Below are 15,237 nucleotides of genomic sequence, written 5' to 3' on the forward strand. Positions count from 1 at the left end.
TCGATCGAGCTGCCGAAGGACAAGGAAATGGTGATGCCGGGCGACAACGTGTCGATCACGGTGAAGCTGATTGCACCGATCGCGATGGAAGAAGGTCTGCGCTTCGCAATCCGCGAAGGTGGCCGTACGGTCGGCGCCGGCGTCGTCGCCAAGATCCTCGACTAAGATCGACGATCCGCGGATCCTTCCGGGATCCGCGATCCCGCGGTATGCAGTTGTACCGTCGAAACCGGGTGTTCAGCTTGCGCTGGCACCCGGTTTTTCTTTATGGCGTGCCGTCACGCACATTGACAAACCCGCACCACCTCTCCGATTTTTCGTGTAGAATCGCGGGCTTAGCAGTGGAAGTACCGTTCGGAACCTGTCGCTTCGCTCCCCGCAGGCAGCAGGTTTCGCGTTCTTTTGGTGTCCGGCGGTGCAACATCGCCTCGCTCTTTTCAAGGAATCGTCATGCAGCAACAGAAAATCCGCATTCGCCTGAAGGCTTTCGACTATCGTCTGATCGATCAATCGGCTGCCGAAATCGTCGATACCGCGAAGCGGACTGGCGCAATCGTCCGTGGCCCGGTGCCGCTGCCGACGCGCATTCAGCGTTTTGACATCCTGCGTTCGCCGCACGTCAACAAGACGTCGCGCGATCAGCTCGAAATCCGTACCCACCAGCGCCTGATGGACATCGTCGATCCGACCGACAAGACGGTTGACGCGCTGATGAAGCTCGACCTGCCGGCTGGCGTCGACGTGGAAATCAAGCTGCAGTAAGGCTTCCGGCGCCAACCGGCTTGTCGGGTGGCGCTAAGTCTTTGTATTGCTTGCGGAAATCGAGGAGTCGGGCTATACTGCTTGGCTTTTCGCGTATTCGCGTAAAAAAGTTGGGCCTTGCGTGCCCGGCATTTTGTAAATCAGCCCCGACCAATCGCAGTCGGGAATGGAGAAAATGATGAGCCTTGGACTCGTAGGTCGCAAGGTTGGCATGACCCGTATCTTCACGGCTGAAGGGGATTCGATTCCCGTCACCGTGCTGGACGTGTCGGACAACCGCGTGACGCAGATCAAGACTGTTGAAACCGACGGCTACACGGCCGTGCAGGTTGCATTCGGCTCCCGTCGTGCATCGCGCGTGACGAAGCCGCTGGCAGGTCATCTCGCCAAAGCCGGTGTCGAAGCCGGTGAAATCCTCAAGGAATTCCGCATTGACGCGGCCAAGGCAGCTGAGCTGTCGAATGGCGCCGTGGTCGGTGCTGATCTTTTCGAAGTGGGCCAGAAGGTCGACGTGCAAGGCGTGTCGATCGGTAAGGGCTACGCCGGTACGATCAAGCGTTACAACTTCTCCTCCGGCCGTGCGACGCACGGTAACTCGCGTTCGCACAACGTGCCGGGCTCGATCGGTATGGCGCAGGATCCGGGTCGTGTTTTCCCGGGTAAACGCATGACGGGTCACATGGGTGACGTGACGGTGACGGTGCAGAACCTCGAAATCGCTCGTATCGACGCAGAGCGCAAGCTGCTGCTCGTGAAGGGTGCGATTCCGGGCGCGAAGGGCGGCAAGGTCTTCGTGACGCCGGCCGTCAAGACCAAGGGGGCGAAATAATGGAACTCAAGCTCCTGAACGAAAATGGTCAGGAAGGTGCAGTGGTCAACGCGTCGGACGTCGTGTTCGGTCGTGACTACAACGAAGCGCTGATCCACCAGGTCGTCGTCGCTTACCAGGCGAATGCTCGCCAGGGTAACCGCGCACAGAAGGACCGTGAGCAAGTCAAGCACACGACCAAGAAGCCGTGGCGCCAGAAGGGTACGGGCCGTGCTCGTGCCGGTATGTCGTCGAGCCCGCTGTGGCGTGGCGGTGGTCGTATCTTCCCGAATTCGCCGGAAGAAAACTTCTCGCACAAGGTCAACAAGAAGATGCATCGCGCAGGTCTCTGCTCGATCTTCTCGCAGCTGGCCCGTGAAGGCCGCCTGTCGGTCGTCGAGGACATCATCCTCGAAGCGCCGAAGACCAAGCTGCTGGCCGACAAATTCAAGACCATGGGTCTCGACTCCGTGTTGATCATCACCGACACGGTTGACGAAAACCTGTACCTGGCATCGCGCAACCTGCCGCACGTGGCAATTGTCGAGCCGCGCTACGCTGACCCGCTGTCGCTGATCTACTTCAAGAAAGTGCTGGTCACGAAGGCTGCGGTCGCCCAGATCGAGGAGTTGCTGTCATGAGCGAGATTCGCAAGAACGATCATCGTTTGATGCAGGTCCTGCTCGCACCGGTGATCTCGGAAAAGGCGACGCTGGTTGCCGACAAGAACGAGCAAGTCGTGTTCGAAGTCGCACCGGATGCCACGAAGCAGGAAGTGAAGGCGGCTGTCGAGCTGCTGTTCAAGGTTGAAGTTGATTCCGTCAACGTGCTGGTTCAGAAGGGCAAGCAAAAGCGCTTTGGCCGTTCGATGGGCCGCCGCAAGGACGTGAAGAAGGCGTACGTTTGCCTGAAGCCCGGCCAGGAAATCAACTTTGAAGCGGAGGCCAAGTAATCATGGCAATCGTTAAAGTTAAGCCGACATCGCCGGGTCGCCGCGCGATGGTCAAGGTGGTCAACAAGAACCTGCACCAGGGCAAGCCGTTCGCGGCACTGCTCGACTCGCAGAGCTCGACCGCCGGCCGTAACAACAATGGCCGTATCACCACGCGTCACAAGGGTGGTGGTCACAAGCAACACTATCGTATCGTCGATTTCCGTCGCACGAAGGATGGCATCCCGGCAAAGGTCGAGCGTCTCGAGTACGACCCGAACCGTAGCGCGAACATCGCGCTGGTGCTCTACGCAGACGGCGAACGTCGCTACATCATCGCCCCGAAGGGCCTGACCGTCGGCCAACAGCTGATGTCGGGTTCGGAAGCGCCGATCCGCGCAGGCAACACGCTGCCGATCCGCAACATTCCGGTCGGTACGACGATCCACTGCATCGAGATGCTGCCGGGCAAGGGCGCGCAAATGGCGCGTTCGGCTGGTACGTCGGCCATGCTGCTCGCACGTGAAGGCGTCTACGCGCAGGTTCGTCTGCGTTCGGGCGAAATCCGCCGCGTGCACATCGAGTGCCGTGCAACGATCGGTGAAGTCGGCAACGAAGAGCATAGCCTGCGCCAGATCGGCAAGGCTGGCGCGAACCGCTGGCGCGGTATCCGCCCGACGGTGCGTGGCGTTGCGATGAACCCGGTTGATCACCCGCACGGTGGTGGTGAGGGCAAGACGGCTGCAGGTCGCGATCCGGTTAGCCCGTGGGGTACGCCGGCTAAGGGTTATCGCACCCGTAGCAACAAGCGCACGACGACGATGATCGTCCAGCGCCGTCACAAGCGTTAAGGAGTAGGCAATGGCACGTTCTGTAAAAAAAGGTCCGTTCTGCGACGCCCATTTGCTGAAGAAAGTTGAGGCGGCTGCAGCTTCGCGCGACAAAAAGCCGATCAAGACCTGGTCGCGTCGCTCGACGATTCTGCCGGATTTCATCGGCCTGACGATCGCTGTTCACAACGGCCGTCAACACGTTCCGGTGTACATCTCGGAAAACATGGTCGGCCACAAGCTTGGCGAGTTCGCACTGACCCGTACGTTCAAGGGTCACGCGGCCGACAAGAAGGCCAAGAAATAAGGGGCAATCAAGATGGAAGTGAAAGCAACTCATCGCGGTGCCCGCATCTCGGCGCAAAAAACGCGCCTTGTGGCTGACCAGATCCGCGGTTTGCCGGTCGACAAGGCGCTGAACGTTCTGACGTTCTCGCCGAAGAAAGCGGCTGGCATCGTGAAGAAGGTTGTGCTGTCGGCAATCGCGAATGCGGAGCACAACGAAGGCGCCGATATCGACGAGCTCAAGATCAAGAGCATCTACGTCGACAAGGCTGCATCGCTCAAGCGTTTCACCGCGCGCGCCAAGGGCCGCGGTAACCGCATCGAGAAGCAATCCTGTCACATCACTGTGACGGTCGGGAATTAAGGAGCCATACGATGGGACAGAAAATTCATCCGACTGGCTTCCGCCTGGCTGTCAGCCGCAATTGGGCTTCGCGTTGGTACGCGAACAACAACAATTTCGCGGCGATGCTTCAGGAAGACATCGGTGTTCGTGAGTACCTGAAGAAGAAGCTGAAGAACGCTTCGGTCGGTCGGGTCGTCATCGAGCGTCCGGCGAAGAACGCGCGCATCACGATTTACAGCTCGCGTCCGGGCGTGGTCATCGGCAAGAAGGGCGAGGATATCGAGCAGCTGAAGACGGAACTGCAACGCCGCATGGGCGTTCCGGTTCACGTCAACATCGAAGAAATCCGCAAGCCGGAAACCGATGCTCAGCTGATCGCTGACTCGATCACGCAACAGCTCGAGCGCCGGATCATGTTCCGTCGCGCGATGAAGCGTGCGATGCAGAACGCGATGCGTCTGGGTGCCCAGGGCATCAAGATCATGAGCGCGGGCCGTCTGAACGGTATCGAAATCGCTCGTACGGAATGGTATCGCGAAGGTCGCGTGCCGCTTCACACGCTGCGTGCTGATATCGACTACGCGACTTCGGAAGCGAAGACGACTTACGGGATCATCGGCGTCAAGGTGTGGGTCTACAAGGGCGATACGCTCGGCCGCAACGACGCACCGGTGGTGGAAGAAGTAGCCGAAGACAAGCGTCCGCGTCGCAATGCGCGTCCGGGCGACCGTCGTCCGCGCCGTGACGGCGAAGGCGGCGCTCCGGGTGCTCGTCGTGGCGCACCGCGCCGCGGCGCCGGCAAGCCCGAAGACGGCAAGACTGGAGAATAACGATGCTGCAACCGAAACGCAGAAAGTATCGTAAAGAGCAGAAGGGTCGTAACACCGGCAAGGCGACGCGCGGCAACGCAGTGTCGTTCGGTGAATTCGGCCTGAAGGCGATCGGTCGCGGTCGTTTGACCGCACGTCAGATTGAAGCGGCACGTCGTGCAATGACGCGTCACATCAAGCGTGGCGGCCGCATCTGGATCCGGATCTTCCCGGACAAGCCGATTTCGCAGAAGCCGGCCGAAGTGCGTATGGGTAACGGTAAGGGTAACCCGGAGTACTACGTCGCCGAGATTCAGCCGGGCAAGATGCTCTATGAAATGGACGGCGTAACCGAAGAACTGGCACGCGAAGCGTTCCGTCTGGCTGCAGCCAAGCTGCCGCTCAAGACGGCATTCATCGTGCGCCAGCTCGGCGCCTAAGGAGAAAACATGAAGGCTTCCGAACTTCTCCAGAAAGACCAGGCCGCGCTCAACAAGGAGCTGGCGGACCTGCTGAAGGCGCAATTCGGCCTGCGCATGCAACTCGCGACCCAGCAGCTCACGAACACGAGCCAGCTGAAGAAGGTTCGTCGCGACATCGCACGTGTGCGGACCGTCATGACTCAGAAGGCGAACCAGAAATGAACGATAGCGTGAAAACCTCGCTGAAGCGGACGCTGGTCGGTCGGGTCGTCAGCAACAAGATGGACAAGACCGTCACCGTGCTGATCGAGCACCGCGTCAAGCATCCGATCTACGGCAAGTATGTCGTGCGCTCGAAGAAGTACCACGCGCATGATGAAGCGAACACCTACAACGAAGGCGATCTCGTCGAAATCCAGGAAACTCGTCCTGTTTCGAAGACGAAGGCCTGGACGGTGTCGCGCCTCGTCGAAGCAGCTCGCGTCATCTAAGCGGGCAGCGCAGTAGGCAGTAGGCAGTAACAGGCACTTCTCCACGAAGTGCTTGAAATCGCAAAGTTTTTGCTTGCGTGACCGGGATTATTTGTTATAATCCCGGTCTTCCCTCTTTATGGGAGCCCCGTCGCGGGCGAAGTTGGTGGGGGAAGCGGACTGGCGCCTGCCTGTCCGAAAGATTCACCGAATTGCGATGGCGGGTTTCGTTTGCCGTCGCTGCTGTTCCAACCCAAGCAGCCGATTGGCTGACGGGACCAAGACTGACCGAATGCATCATGGTGGTGCATCCGGATTAAGTTGGGAAAGACAAACCATGATCCAGACCGAATCTCGGCTCGAAGTAGCCGACAACACGGGTGCACGTGAAGTCCTGTGCATCAAGGTGCTCGGCGGCTCGAAGCGTCGTTATGCCGGCATTGGCGACATCATCAAGGTGAGCGTCAAAGAGGCAACGCCGCGCGGGCGCGTGAAGAAAGGCGAAATTTACAACGCCGTGGTGGTCCGCACCGCCAAGGGCGTGCGCCGTCAAGACGGCTCGCTGATCAAGTTCGACGGCAACGCCGCTGTGCTTTTGAATAACAAGCTCGAGCCGATCGGCACCCGTATCTTCGGGCCGGTGACGCGTGAGCTGCGTAGCGAACGATTCATGAAGATCGTTTCGCTGGCGCCGGAAGTGCTGTAAGGAGTCGCGATGAACAAGATTCGCAAAGGTGACGAAGTCATCGTCGTCACTGGCAAGGACAAGGGCAAGCGCGGCGTCGTGCTGGCTGTCGGTGCAGAGCATGTGACGGTTGAAGGTATCAACCTCGTCAAGAAGCATGTGAAGCCGAACCCGATGAAGGGTACGACGGGTGGCGTGGAAGCGAAGACGATGCCCCTGCATATTTCGAACGTCGCACTGGTCGACGCGAATGGCAAGGCGTCGCGTGTTGGCATCAAGGTCGAGGAAGGCAAGAAGGTTCGCTTCCTGAAGACGACCGGTGCCGTACTGAGCGCCTGACGCAGCGGAGTAAAAAATGGCTCGTTTTCAAGAGTTTTACAAAGAAAAGGTTGTGCCCGGCCTGATCGAGAAGTTCGGTTACAAGTCGGTCATGGAAGTGCCGCGCATCACCAAGATCACGCTGAACATGGGTCTTGGCGAAGCGATCGCTGACAAGAAGATCATCGAGAACGCCGTCGGCGACCTCACGAAGATCGCTGGTCAGAAGCCGGTCGTGACGAAGGCACGCAAGGCAATCGCAGGCTTCAAGATCCGCCAGGGTTACCCGATCGGCGCGATGGTGACGCTGCGTGGCCGTGCAATGTACGAATTCCTCGACCGTTTCGTGACGGTTGCCCTGCCCCGCGTGCGTGACTTCCGTGGTGTGTCGGGTCGTGCTTTCGATGGCCGTGGCAACTACAACATCGGTGTGAAAGAGCAGATCATTTTCCCCGAAATCGACTACGACAAGATCGACGCACTGCGTGGGCTGAACATCAGCATCACGACGACTGCGAAGACCGACGACGAAGCAAAGGCTCTGCTCGCCAGCTTCAAGTTCCCGTTCAGAAACTGAGGTTACCGTGGCTAAACTGGCACTGATCGAACGTGAAAAGAAGCGCGCCCGCCTGGTCGCGAAGTTCGCAGCAAAGCGCGATGCGCTGAAGGCGATCGTCGAAGACCAAAGCAAGTCGGAAGAAGAGCGCTACGAAGCACGCCTTGAGCTGCAGCAACTGCCCCGCAACGCAAACCCGACCCGCCAGCGTAACCGCTGCGCGATCACGGGCCGTCCGCGTGGCACGTTCCGTAAATTCGGCCTCGCGCGTAACAAGATTCGTGAAATCGCATTCCGTGGCGAGATTCCTGGCCTGACCAAGGCGAGCTGGTAATAGGAGAAACGTAAATGAGCATGAGTGATCCTATCGCCGATATGCTGACTCGCATCCGCAACGCGCAGATGGTCGAGAAGGTATCGGTTGCGATGCCCTCGTCGAAGGTCAAGGTTGCAATCGCGCAAGTCCTGAAGGACGAAGGTTACATCGACGATTTCGCCGTCAAGGCGGAAGGTGCGAAGTCCGAACTGAATATCGCGCTGAAGTACTACGCAGGTCGCCCGGTCATCGAACGCCTCGAGCGCGTGTCGAAGCCTGGTCTGCGCGTGTACCGCGGCCGTAACGACATTCCGCAGGTCATGAACGGCCTGGGCGTGGCAATCGTGTCGACGCCGAAGGGCGTGATGACCGACCGCAAGGCGCGCGCTACCGGCGTCGGCGGCGAAGTCATCTGCTACGTCGCTTAAAGCCGAGGAGAGAGAAACATGTCTCGAGTAGGTAAGAGCCCGATCGCGCTGCAAGGCGCGGAAGTCAAGCTGGCCGACGGTGCGATCACCGTCAAGGGCCCGCTGGGCACCATCACGCAAGCGATCAATCCGCTCGTGAACGTGGCGAACAACGACGGCACGCTGAACCTGTCGCCGGTGGACGAAAGCCGCGAAGCAAATGCACTGTCGGGCACGATGCGCGCGATCATCGCGAATGCCGTGCACGGCGTGACCAAGGGTTTCGAGCGCAAGCTGACGCTGGTTGGCGTCGGTTATCGTGCGCAAGCGCAAGGCGACAAGCTGAACCTGTCGCTGGGTTTCTCGCACCCGGTGGTGCACCAGATGCCGGAAGGCGTCAAGGCAGAAACCCCGACGCAAACCGAAATCGTGATCAAGGGGATCAACAAGCAACAAGTCGGTCAAGTAGCTGCGGAAGTTCGCGGTTACCGTCCGCCGGAGCCCTACAAGGGCAAGGGCGTGCGCTATTCCGACGAGGTTGTGATCCTCAAAGAAACGAAGAAGAAGTAAGGGTGCGCAATCATGGATAAGACTCAATCTCGCCTGCGCCGCGCTCGCCAGACGCGTATCAAGATCGCTGAGCTGCAGGTCGCGCGTCTCGCCGTGCATCGCACGAACACGCACATCTACGCTCAAGTGTTCTCGCCCTGCGGCACCAAGGTGCTCGCCAGCGCGTCGACGCTCGAAGCAGAAGTGCGCGCTGAACTGGCCGACAAGTCGGGCAAGGGCGGCAACGTTAATGCCGCGACGCTGATCGGCAAGCGTATTGCCGAGAAGGCAAAGGCTGCCGGCATCGAATCCGTCGCCTTCGACCGCTCGGGCTTCCGCTACCACGGCCGCGTCAAGGCGCTGGCTGAGGCAGCTCGCGAAGCTGGGCTCAAGTTCTAAGGAAGGAATTCGTCATGGCAAAGATGCAAGCGAAAGTTCAGGCTGACGAGCGCGACGACGGCCTTCGTGAAAAGATGATTTCGGTCAACCGCGTGACCAAGGTCGTGAAGGGTGGCCGTATTCTCGGCTTCGCCGCACTGACCGTGGTTGGCGACGGCGATGGCCGCATCGGTATGGGCAAGGGCAAGGCGAAGGAAGTGCCGGTCGCTGTCCAGAAGGCAATGGAACAAGCTCGCCGCAACATGTTCAAGGTGCCGCTCAAGAACGGCACGCTGCAACACGAAGTGCACGGCAAGCATGGCGCATCGGCTGTCCTCCTCGCTCCGGCGAAGGCAGGTACGGGCGTGATCGCCGGCGGCCCGATGCGCGCAGTGTTCGACGTGATGGGCGTTCAGAACGTCGTGGCAAAGAGCCACGGTTCGACGAACCCGTACAACCTCGTTCGCGCCACGCTGGACGGTCTGCGCAAGCAGTCCACCCCGGCAGACATCGCGGCGAAGCGCGGCAAGTCCGTCGAAGAAATTTTGGGCTAAGCCCGGGTGGTCACCATGTCTGAAAAAACTGTCAAGGTTCAGCTCGTTAAGAGCCTGATCGGGACCCGCGAATCGCACCGCGCGACCGTGCGTGGCCTGGGCCTGCGCCGACTCAACTCGGTCAGCGAGCTTCAGGACACGCCGGCGGTCCGCGGCATGATCAACAAGGTCTCGTACCTCGTTAAGGTCATCGCGTAAGCGGCCCTACGGATCAAGGAGTTGATATGGAATTGAATAACCTGAAGCCGGCAGCTGGCGCCAAGCACGCCAAGCGTCGCGTCGGCCGTGGCATCGGTTCGGGCCTCGGCAAGACGGCTGGCCGTGGTCACAAGGGTCAGAAATCGCGTTCGGGCGGCTTCCACAAAGTCGGTTTCGAAGGCGGTCAGATGCCGCTGCAACGTCGTCTGCCGAAGCGCGGCTTCACGTCGCTGACGAAGGAATTCGTCGGTGAAGTGCGCCTGGGCGACCTCGAGAAGCTGCCGGTCGATGAGATCGATCTGCTCGCACTGAAGCAAGCCGGCCTGGTCGGCGAGCTGACGAAGAGCGCAAAGATCATCGCGACGGGCGAGCTGAAGCGCAAGATCGTCGTGAAGGGTCTCGGTGCCACCAAGGGTGCGCGTGCTGCGATCGAAGCGGCTGGCGGTTCGTTCGCCGAGTGACACGCGTAGCGCGTCGTCATTTGCATTCATCGGAGAAGGTACTTGGCTAACAGCCCGAGTCTTGCAAAACCCGGTCGAAGCACGGCGAAATTCGGCGATCTGCGCCGGCGAGCGATGTTCCTGCTCCTGGCGCTGATCGTCTATCGCATCGGCGCGCACATTCCCGTGCCGGGCATCGATCCGGATCAACTGGCTAAGCTGTTCCAGAGCCAGGCGGGCGGCATCCTGGGCATGTTCAACATGTTCTCGGGTGGCGCGCTTTCCCGCTTCACGATCTTTGCGCTGGGGATCATGCCGTACATTTCGGCGTCGATCATCATGCAGTTGCTGGCGATCGTATCGCCGCAGCTCGAGGCGCTGAAGAAGGAAGGGCAGGCAGGGCAACGGAAGATCACGCAGTACACACGGTATTTCACCGTCGTGCTCGCGACCTTCCAGGCGTTCGGTATCGCGGCTGCGCTGGAAAACCAGCCGGGCCTCGTCACCGATCCCGGCATGCTGTTCCGTCTGACGACGGTCGTGACGCTGGTTACCGGCACGATGTTCCTGATGTGGCTCGGCGAGCAGATTACCGAGCGTGGTCTGGGCAACGGTATCTCGATCATCATCTTCGGCGGGATCGCAGCAGGGTTCCCGAATGCCGTCGGTGGGTTGTTCGAGCTGGTGCGTACGGGTTCGATGAGCATCATTTCGGCGATCATCATCGTCGTCCTGATTGCCGCGGTGACTTACCTGGTCGTGTTCATCGAACGCGGGCAGCGCAAGATCCTCGTGAACTACGCGAAGCGCCAGGTCGGCAACAAGATCTACGGTGGGCAGTCGTCGCATCTGCCGCTGAAGCTGAACATGTCGGGTGTGATTCCGCCGATCTTCGCGTCGTCGATCATTCTGTTCCCGGCAACGATTCTCGGCTGGTTCAGTACCGGTCAGCCGACGGGAAGCTGGATTTCCAACACGTTGCATAACGTTGCGGAAGCGCTGAAGCCGGGCCAGCCGGTCTATGTGTTGCTGTACACGCTGGCGATCGTGTTTTTCTGCTTCTTCTACACCGCACTGGTGTTCAACAGCAGGGAAACCGCAGACAACCTGAAGAAGAGCGGCGCGTTTGTTCCGGGTATCCGTCCGGGCGATCAGACCGCACGATATATCGACCGCATCCTCACGCGTCTGACGCTGGCCGGTGCGATCTACATCGTCTTCGTGTGTCTGCTGCCGGAATTCCTGGTACTGCGCTGGAACGTGCCGTTTTATTTTGGTGGAACGTCGCTGCTGATCATTGTCGTCGTCACGATGGACTTTATGGCGCAGGTGCAGTCGTACGTTATGTCGCAACAGTATGAGTCACTGCTCAAGAAGGCTAACTTCAAGGGCGGCAACATCCCAATGCGTTAATAAGGACTATGGCCAAAGACGATGTAATCCAGATGCAAGGCGAGGTGATCGAAAACCTCCCGAATGCTACCTTCCGCGTGAAGCTGGAAAACGGCCATGTCGTGTTGGGGCATATCTCCGGAAAGATGCGGATGCACTACATCCGCATTCTCCCGGGCGACAAGGTGACGGTTGAATTGACGCCTTACGATCTGTCTCGTGCGCGGATCGTGTTCCGGGCGAAGTGATTTGAAAAAAGGGTATTATCATGAAAGTGATGGCATCGGTTAAGCGCATTTGCCGCAATTGCAAGATCATCAAGCGCAAAGGCGTCGTTCGCGTGATCTGCAGCTCGGATCCGCGCCACAAGCAGCGCCAAGGCTGACCGCGCGTTTGTTTGCGCTTTTTGTTTGAGGAAAAACAATGGCTCGTATCGCAGGGGTTAACATCCCGAATCACCAGCATACCGAGATCGGCCTGACGGCTATCTTCGGTATCGGCCGCACCCGTTCGCGCAGCATCTGCGTGGCAGCTGGCGTCGATTTTTCGAAGAAGGTCAAGGACTTGACCGACGCAGACTTGGAAAAGCTGCGTGAAGAAGTGGGCAAGTTTGTCGTCGAAGGCGATCTGCGCCGTGAAGTGACGATGAACATCAAGCGCCTGATGGACCTCGGTTGCTACCGTGGTGTTCGTCATCGCAAGGGCCTGCCGATGCGCGGTCAGCGTACGCGTACGAACGCACGTACTCGCAAGGGTCCGCGTCGTGCAGCGCAAGCGCTGAAGAAGTAAGCGGAACTGACAGTTACAGGAAAACGTAATGGCTAAGGCTTCGAACACCGCGGCGCAACGCGTTCGCAAGAAGGTTAAGAAGAACGTCGCTGAAGGCGTGGTTCACGTTCACGCGTCGTTCAACAACACGATCATCACGATCACCGATCGCCAAGGCAACGCACTGGCATGGGCGACGTCGGGCGGTCAGGGCTTCAAGGGCTCGCGCAAATCGACGCCGTTCGCTGCCCAGGTCGCAGCCGAGTCGGCTGGCCGCGTCGCGATGGAATACGGCGTGAAGAATCTGGAAGTGCGGATCAAGGGCCCGGGCCCGGGTCGTGAGTCGGCAGTGCGCGCACTGCACGGCCTCGGCATCAAGATCACCGCGATTTCGGATGTCACCCCGATTCCGCACAACGGCTGCCGTCCGCCGAAGCGTCGTCGTATCTAAAGGTGTGCTGGCACGTTCGTGCTGGCACATTGCCTGTCGCCGCGTAGCGTCGACGGGCGTTGCTTTTTTGATTGACTAAGCCCACCGTTCGCCCCAAAGGGAGCGAACTAGCGCGGATTTCGATCCGCGTGACTGATTGATAAAGGAATGCAAAGTGGCACGTTATATCGGCCCTAAGGCCAAGCTGTCCCGCCGTGAAGGCACCGACCTGTTCCTGAAGAGCGCACGCCGCTCGCTCGCCGACAAGTGCAAGCTCGACAGCAAGCCGGGCCAGCACGGCCGTACCTCGGGCGCACGTACGTCCGACTACGGTACGCAGCTGCGTGAAAAGCAGAAGGTCAAGCGCATCTACGGCGTGCTGGAGCGTCAGTTCCGTCGCTACTTCGCTGAAGCCGACCGCCGCAAGGGCAACACGGGTGAAAACCTGCTGCAACTGCTCGAGTCGCGCCTCGACAACGTCGTGTATCGCATGGGCTTCGGCTCGACCCGCGCTGAAGCGCGTCAGCTGGTGAGCCACAAGTCGATCACCGTGAACGGCGTTGTCGCAAACGTCCCGTCGCAGCAAGTGAAGGCGGGTGACATCGTCGCGATCCGCGAAAAGGCGAAGAAGCAAGCGCGTATCGTCGAAGCGCTGTCGCTGGCCGAGCAAGGCGGCATGCCGAGCTGGGTTGCAGTCGATGCGAAGAAGTTCGAAGGCACGTTCAAGCAAATGCCGGAACGCGCTGAAATCGCAGGCGACATCAACGAAAGCCTGATCGTCGAATTGTATTCGCGTTAATCCGATTGACGGCCGAGGTACCCCGATTGCGTTGCGCAAGGAGGGGCCTCGGCTGTTTATTTTCTGGTTGTTACCGGTCAGCCTTATCGGTGTAACGAGCCGAGGGTATTGAAAAGGAAAGCCCATGCAAACCAGTTTGCTGAAACCCAAGATCATCGCCGTGGAATCGCTGGGCGAGAACCACGCGAGGGTGGTCATGGAACCGTTCGAACGCGGTTACGGCCATACCTTGGGCAATGCGCTTCGCCGCGTGCTGCTGTCGTCGATGGTTGGCTACGCGCCGACCGAAGTGACGATCGCGGGCGTGGTGCACGAGTACTCGACGCTGGATGGCGTGCAGGAAGACGTCGTCAACCTGCTGCTGAACCTGAAGGGCGTGGTGTTCAAGCTGCATAACCGTGACGAAGTGACGGTTACGCTGCGCAAGGAAGGTGAAGGCGTTGTCACGGCCGGCGATATCGAGCTGGCTCACGACTGCGAAGTCATCAACCCGAATCACGTGATTGCGCACCTGTCGAAGGGTGGCAAGCTCGACGTTCAGATCAAGATCGAAAAGGGTCGCGGCTATGTGCCCGGCAACGTCCGTCGCTACGGCGAAGACACGGCCAAGATCATCGGCCGCATCGTCCTCGACGCATCGTTCTCGCCGGTTCGCCGCGTGAGCTATGCGGTCGAAAGCGCACGTGTCGAGCAGCGTACCGACCTCGACAAGCTCGTGATGAACATCGAAACGAGCGGTGTGATCACGCCGGAAGAAGCGATCCGTCAATCGGCCCGCATCCTGGTCGACCAGCTGTCCGTGTTCGCGGCGCTGGAAGGCACGGAAACGGCAGCCGAAGCGCCGTCGCGTGCACCGCAGATCGATCCGATCCTGCTGCGTCCGGTGGACGATCTCGAGCTGACGGTTCGTTCGGCGAACTGCCTGAAGGCCGAGAACATCTACTACATCGGCGATCTCATCCAGCGCACGGAAAACGAGCTGCTGAAGACGCCGAACCTCGGTCGCAAGTCGCTCAACGAGATCAAGGAAGTGCTCGCTTCGCGCGGTCTCACGCTGGGCATGAAGCTCGAAAACTGGCCGCCGGCTGGTCTCGACAAGTAAGCCCGCTTGTAGCGCTGCTGTTGCTGTAGTTGGCAAAGATGCGGATTTTCCTTTAAAATCCGCATCTTGCTTTTTTCGTTACCGGCCCGTGCACCCATCGAGGTGCGATAGAAGAGCTGGATCAAAACTTTGAATCAAGGAAACTGAAATGCGCCATCGTCATGGTCTGCGGAAACTGAACCGCACGAGCAGCCACCGTCTGGCTATGCTCCGTAACATGTCCAACTCGCTGATCGAGCACGAAGTCATCAAGACGACGCTGCCGAAGGCGAAGGAACTCCGTAAAGTCGTCGAGCCGCTGATCACGCTCGGCAAGAAGCCGTCGCTGGCAAACCGTCGCCTGGCGTTCAACCGCCTGCGCGATCGTGACTCGGTGGCGAAGCTGTTCGACGTGCTCGGTCCGCGTTTCGCGAACCGTCCGGGCGGCTACCTGCGCGTGCTGAAGTTCGGCTTCCGCGTGGGCGACAACGCACCGATGGCACTGGTCGAGCTGCTCGATCGTCCGGAAGTCGACGAAACGGAAACCGTGCAAGAAGCTGAATAAGCTTCCGGTACGCAGCAGTATCTGAAAGGGGCCGAGCAATTGCTTGGCCCTTTTTGTTTTTGAAGCGGCGGCTGCGATCGATTGTCGCAGGGTGGTGCCGGCAGTGTTGCGCGGGCTGCGCTACGATACGGGGCAGCC

General features: G+C 59.5%; 29 protein-coding genes and 1 pseudogene. All 30 read left to right on the forward strand.

All coding sequences use genetic code 11. The annotated features are described in order from the left end of the window. Positions 1–165 (forward strand): annotated as a pseudogene (locus tag ACTJLD_RS32925) (elongation factor Tu); the annotation flags it as partial. A 285-nt stretch (positions 166–450) separates the two neighbouring features. After that, on the forward strand, positions 451–762 hold the full coding sequence (rpsJ, locus tag ACTJLD_RS32930; protein ID WP_004199280.1) for a 30S ribosomal protein S10: 312 nt from the start codon (positions 451–453) through the stop codon (positions 760–762). 178 nt (positions 763–940) lie between these two features. Continuing rightward, positions 941–1,591, forward strand: coding sequence for a 50S ribosomal protein L3 (gene rplC / locus ACTJLD_RS32935; protein ID WP_006482922.1), 651 nt, complete (start codon positions 941–943; stop codon positions 1,589–1,591). Beyond that, positions 1,591–2,211: a 50S ribosomal protein L4 gene (rplD, locus tag ACTJLD_RS32940; protein ID WP_006477192.1), complete on the forward strand. Its 621-nt coding sequence runs from the start codon at positions 1,591–1,593 to the stop codon at positions 2,209–2,211. Before rplC ends, rplD begins: the two co-directional genes overlap by 1 nt. Continuing rightward, on the forward strand, positions 2,208–2,522 hold the full coding sequence (gene rplW, locus ACTJLD_RS32945; protein ID WP_004199275.1) for a 50S ribosomal protein L23: 315 nt from the start codon (positions 2,208–2,210) through the stop codon (positions 2,520–2,522). The genes rplD and rplW overlap by 4 nt, the downstream gene beginning before the upstream one ends. A 2-nt stretch (positions 2,523–2,524) precedes the next feature. Beyond that, a complete protein-coding gene (gene rplB / locus ACTJLD_RS32950; RefSeq protein ID WP_006482900.1) occupies positions 2,525–3,352 on the forward strand; it encodes a 50S ribosomal protein L2 in 828 nt (275 codons plus the stop codon). Positions 3,353–3,362: 10 nt separating this feature from the next. Beyond that, positions 3,363–3,638, forward strand: coding sequence for a 30S ribosomal protein S19 (gene rpsS, locus ACTJLD_RS32955; RefSeq protein ID WP_004199273.1), 276 nt, complete (start codon positions 3,363–3,365; stop codon positions 3,636–3,638). Positions 3,639–3,650: 12 nt separating this feature from the next. Then, complete coding sequence (rplV, locus tag ACTJLD_RS32960; protein ID WP_440660781.1) at positions 3,651–3,980, forward strand: 50S ribosomal protein L22; 330 nt, start codon at positions 3,651–3,653, stop codon at positions 3,978–3,980. A gap of 11 nt (positions 3,981–3,991) precedes the next feature. Beyond that, complete coding sequence (gene rpsC / locus ACTJLD_RS32965) at positions 3,992–4,792, forward strand: 30S ribosomal protein S3 (protein ID WP_006482899.1); 801 nt, start codon at positions 3,992–3,994, stop codon at positions 4,790–4,792. Positions 4,793–4,794: 2 nt separating this feature from the next. Beyond that, a complete protein-coding gene (gene rplP, locus ACTJLD_RS32970; RefSeq protein WP_006482873.1) occupies positions 4,795–5,211 on the forward strand; it encodes a 50S ribosomal protein L16 in 417 nt (138 codons plus the stop codon). A 9-nt stretch (positions 5,212–5,220) separates the two neighbouring features. Further along, on the forward strand, positions 5,221–5,415 hold the full coding sequence (rpmC, locus tag ACTJLD_RS32975; protein ID WP_006400652.1) for a 50S ribosomal protein L29: 195 nt from the start codon (positions 5,221–5,223) through the stop codon (positions 5,413–5,415). Further along, the gene (gene rpsQ, locus ACTJLD_RS32980) at positions 5,412–5,684 is read left to right on the forward strand and encodes a 30S ribosomal protein S17 (RefSeq protein WP_006477189.1); all 273 of its coding nucleotides are present in this window, start codon (positions 5,412–5,414) and stop codon (positions 5,682–5,684) included. Before rpmC ends, rpsQ begins: the two co-directional genes overlap by 4 nt. Positions 5,685–6,000: 316 nt before the next feature. Next, positions 6,001–6,369: a 50S ribosomal protein L14 gene (gene rplN / locus ACTJLD_RS32985; RefSeq protein WP_006482918.1), complete on the forward strand. Its 369-nt coding sequence runs from the start codon at positions 6,001–6,003 to the stop codon at positions 6,367–6,369. Between the two features lie 9 nt (positions 6,370–6,378). After that, positions 6,379–6,687 (forward strand): 50S ribosomal protein L24, encoded by a 309-nt coding sequence (rplX, locus tag ACTJLD_RS32990; RefSeq protein WP_006477187.1) that lies wholly within the window; start codon positions 6,379–6,381, stop codon positions 6,685–6,687. 16 nt (positions 6,688–6,703) lie between these two features. After that, positions 6,704–7,243 carry a 50S ribosomal protein L5 gene (gene rplE / locus ACTJLD_RS32995; protein WP_006482882.1) on the forward strand — a complete coding sequence of 180 codons (540 nt, stop codon included), beginning with the start codon at positions 6,704–6,706 and terminating at the stop codon, positions 7,241–7,243. Between the two features lie 7 nt (positions 7,244–7,250). Further along, positions 7,251–7,556, forward strand: coding sequence for a 30S ribosomal protein S14 (gene rpsN, locus ACTJLD_RS33000; RefSeq protein WP_011350676.1), 306 nt, complete (start codon positions 7,251–7,253; stop codon positions 7,554–7,556). 14 nt (positions 7,557–7,570) lie between these two features. After that, entirely contained in the window at positions 7,571–7,966 is a 396-nt protein-coding gene (gene rpsH / locus ACTJLD_RS33005) for a 30S ribosomal protein S8 (RefSeq protein ID WP_006477185.1), read from the forward strand. A gap of 18 nt (positions 7,967–7,984) precedes the next feature. Next, positions 7,985–8,515 carry a 50S ribosomal protein L6 gene (gene rplF, locus ACTJLD_RS33010; RefSeq protein ID WP_006758786.1) on the forward strand — a complete coding sequence of 177 codons (531 nt, stop codon included), beginning with the start codon at positions 7,985–7,987 and terminating at the stop codon, positions 8,513–8,515. A 12-nt stretch (positions 8,516–8,527) separates the two neighbouring features. Beyond that, on the forward strand, positions 8,528–8,893 hold the full coding sequence (gene rplR / locus ACTJLD_RS33015; protein WP_006477183.1) for a 50S ribosomal protein L18: 366 nt from the start codon (positions 8,528–8,530) through the stop codon (positions 8,891–8,893). A 14-nt stretch (positions 8,894–8,907) separates the two neighbouring features. After that, positions 8,908–9,426: a 30S ribosomal protein S5 gene (rpsE, locus tag ACTJLD_RS33020; RefSeq protein ID WP_006482895.1), complete on the forward strand. Its 519-nt coding sequence runs from the start codon at positions 8,908–8,910 to the stop codon at positions 9,424–9,426. A gap of 15 nt (positions 9,427–9,441) precedes the next feature. Beyond that, on the forward strand, positions 9,442–9,624 hold the full coding sequence (gene rpmD, locus ACTJLD_RS33025; protein ID WP_006400644.1) for a 50S ribosomal protein L30: 183 nt from the start codon (positions 9,442–9,444) through the stop codon (positions 9,622–9,624). 26 nt (positions 9,625–9,650) lie between these two features. Next, the gene (rplO, locus tag ACTJLD_RS33030; RefSeq protein ID WP_006482880.1) at positions 9,651–10,085 is read left to right on the forward strand and encodes a 50S ribosomal protein L15; all 435 of its coding nucleotides are present in this window, start codon (positions 9,651–9,653) and stop codon (positions 10,083–10,085) included. Between the two features lie 42 nt (positions 10,086–10,127). Further along, positions 10,128–11,477, forward strand: a complete 1,350-nt coding sequence (gene secY, locus ACTJLD_RS33035) for a preprotein translocase subunit SecY (protein WP_006482915.1) — start codon at positions 10,128–10,130, stop codon at positions 11,475–11,477. A gap of 8 nt (positions 11,478–11,485) precedes the next feature. Next, positions 11,486–11,704, forward strand: coding sequence for a translation initiation factor IF-1 (gene infA / locus ACTJLD_RS33040; RefSeq protein WP_004521905.1), 219 nt, complete (start codon positions 11,486–11,488; stop codon positions 11,702–11,704). Positions 11,705–11,724: 20 nt separating this feature from the next. Continuing rightward, positions 11,725–11,841 (forward strand): 50S ribosomal protein L36, encoded by a 117-nt coding sequence (rpmJ, locus tag ACTJLD_RS33045; protein ID WP_004199844.1) that lies wholly within the window; start codon positions 11,725–11,727, stop codon positions 11,839–11,841. Positions 11,842–11,879: 38 nt separating this feature from the next. Further along, positions 11,880–12,245, forward strand: a complete 366-nt coding sequence (rpsM, locus tag ACTJLD_RS33050) for a 30S ribosomal protein S13 (RefSeq protein ID WP_006400641.1) — start codon at positions 11,880–11,882, stop codon at positions 12,243–12,245. Between the two features lie 28 nt (positions 12,246–12,273). After that, on the forward strand, positions 12,274–12,675 hold the full coding sequence (gene rpsK / locus ACTJLD_RS33055; RefSeq protein WP_004197937.1) for a 30S ribosomal protein S11: 402 nt from the start codon (positions 12,274–12,276) through the stop codon (positions 12,673–12,675). Positions 12,676–12,829: 154 nt separating this feature from the next. Next, on the forward strand, positions 12,830–13,453 hold the full coding sequence (rpsD, locus tag ACTJLD_RS33060; protein WP_021161733.1) for a 30S ribosomal protein S4: 624 nt from the start codon (positions 12,830–12,832) through the stop codon (positions 13,451–13,453). A gap of 124 nt (positions 13,454–13,577) precedes the next feature. Then, positions 13,578–14,555 (forward strand): DNA-directed RNA polymerase subunit alpha, encoded by a 978-nt coding sequence (locus ACTJLD_RS33065; protein WP_006477176.1) that lies wholly within the window; start codon positions 13,578–13,580, stop codon positions 14,553–14,555. A gap of 148 nt (positions 14,556–14,703) precedes the next feature. After that, positions 14,704–15,099, forward strand: a complete 396-nt coding sequence (gene rplQ / locus ACTJLD_RS33070; protein ID WP_027788579.1) for a 50S ribosomal protein L17 — start codon at positions 14,704–14,706, stop codon at positions 15,097–15,099. Positions 15,100–15,237 lie beyond the last annotated feature (138 nt).

This window comes from Burkholderia sp. 22088 (assembly GCF_052045915.1).
Classification (GTDB): Bacteria; Pseudomonadota; Gammaproteobacteria; order Burkholderiales; family Burkholderiaceae; genus Burkholderia; species Burkholderia cepacia.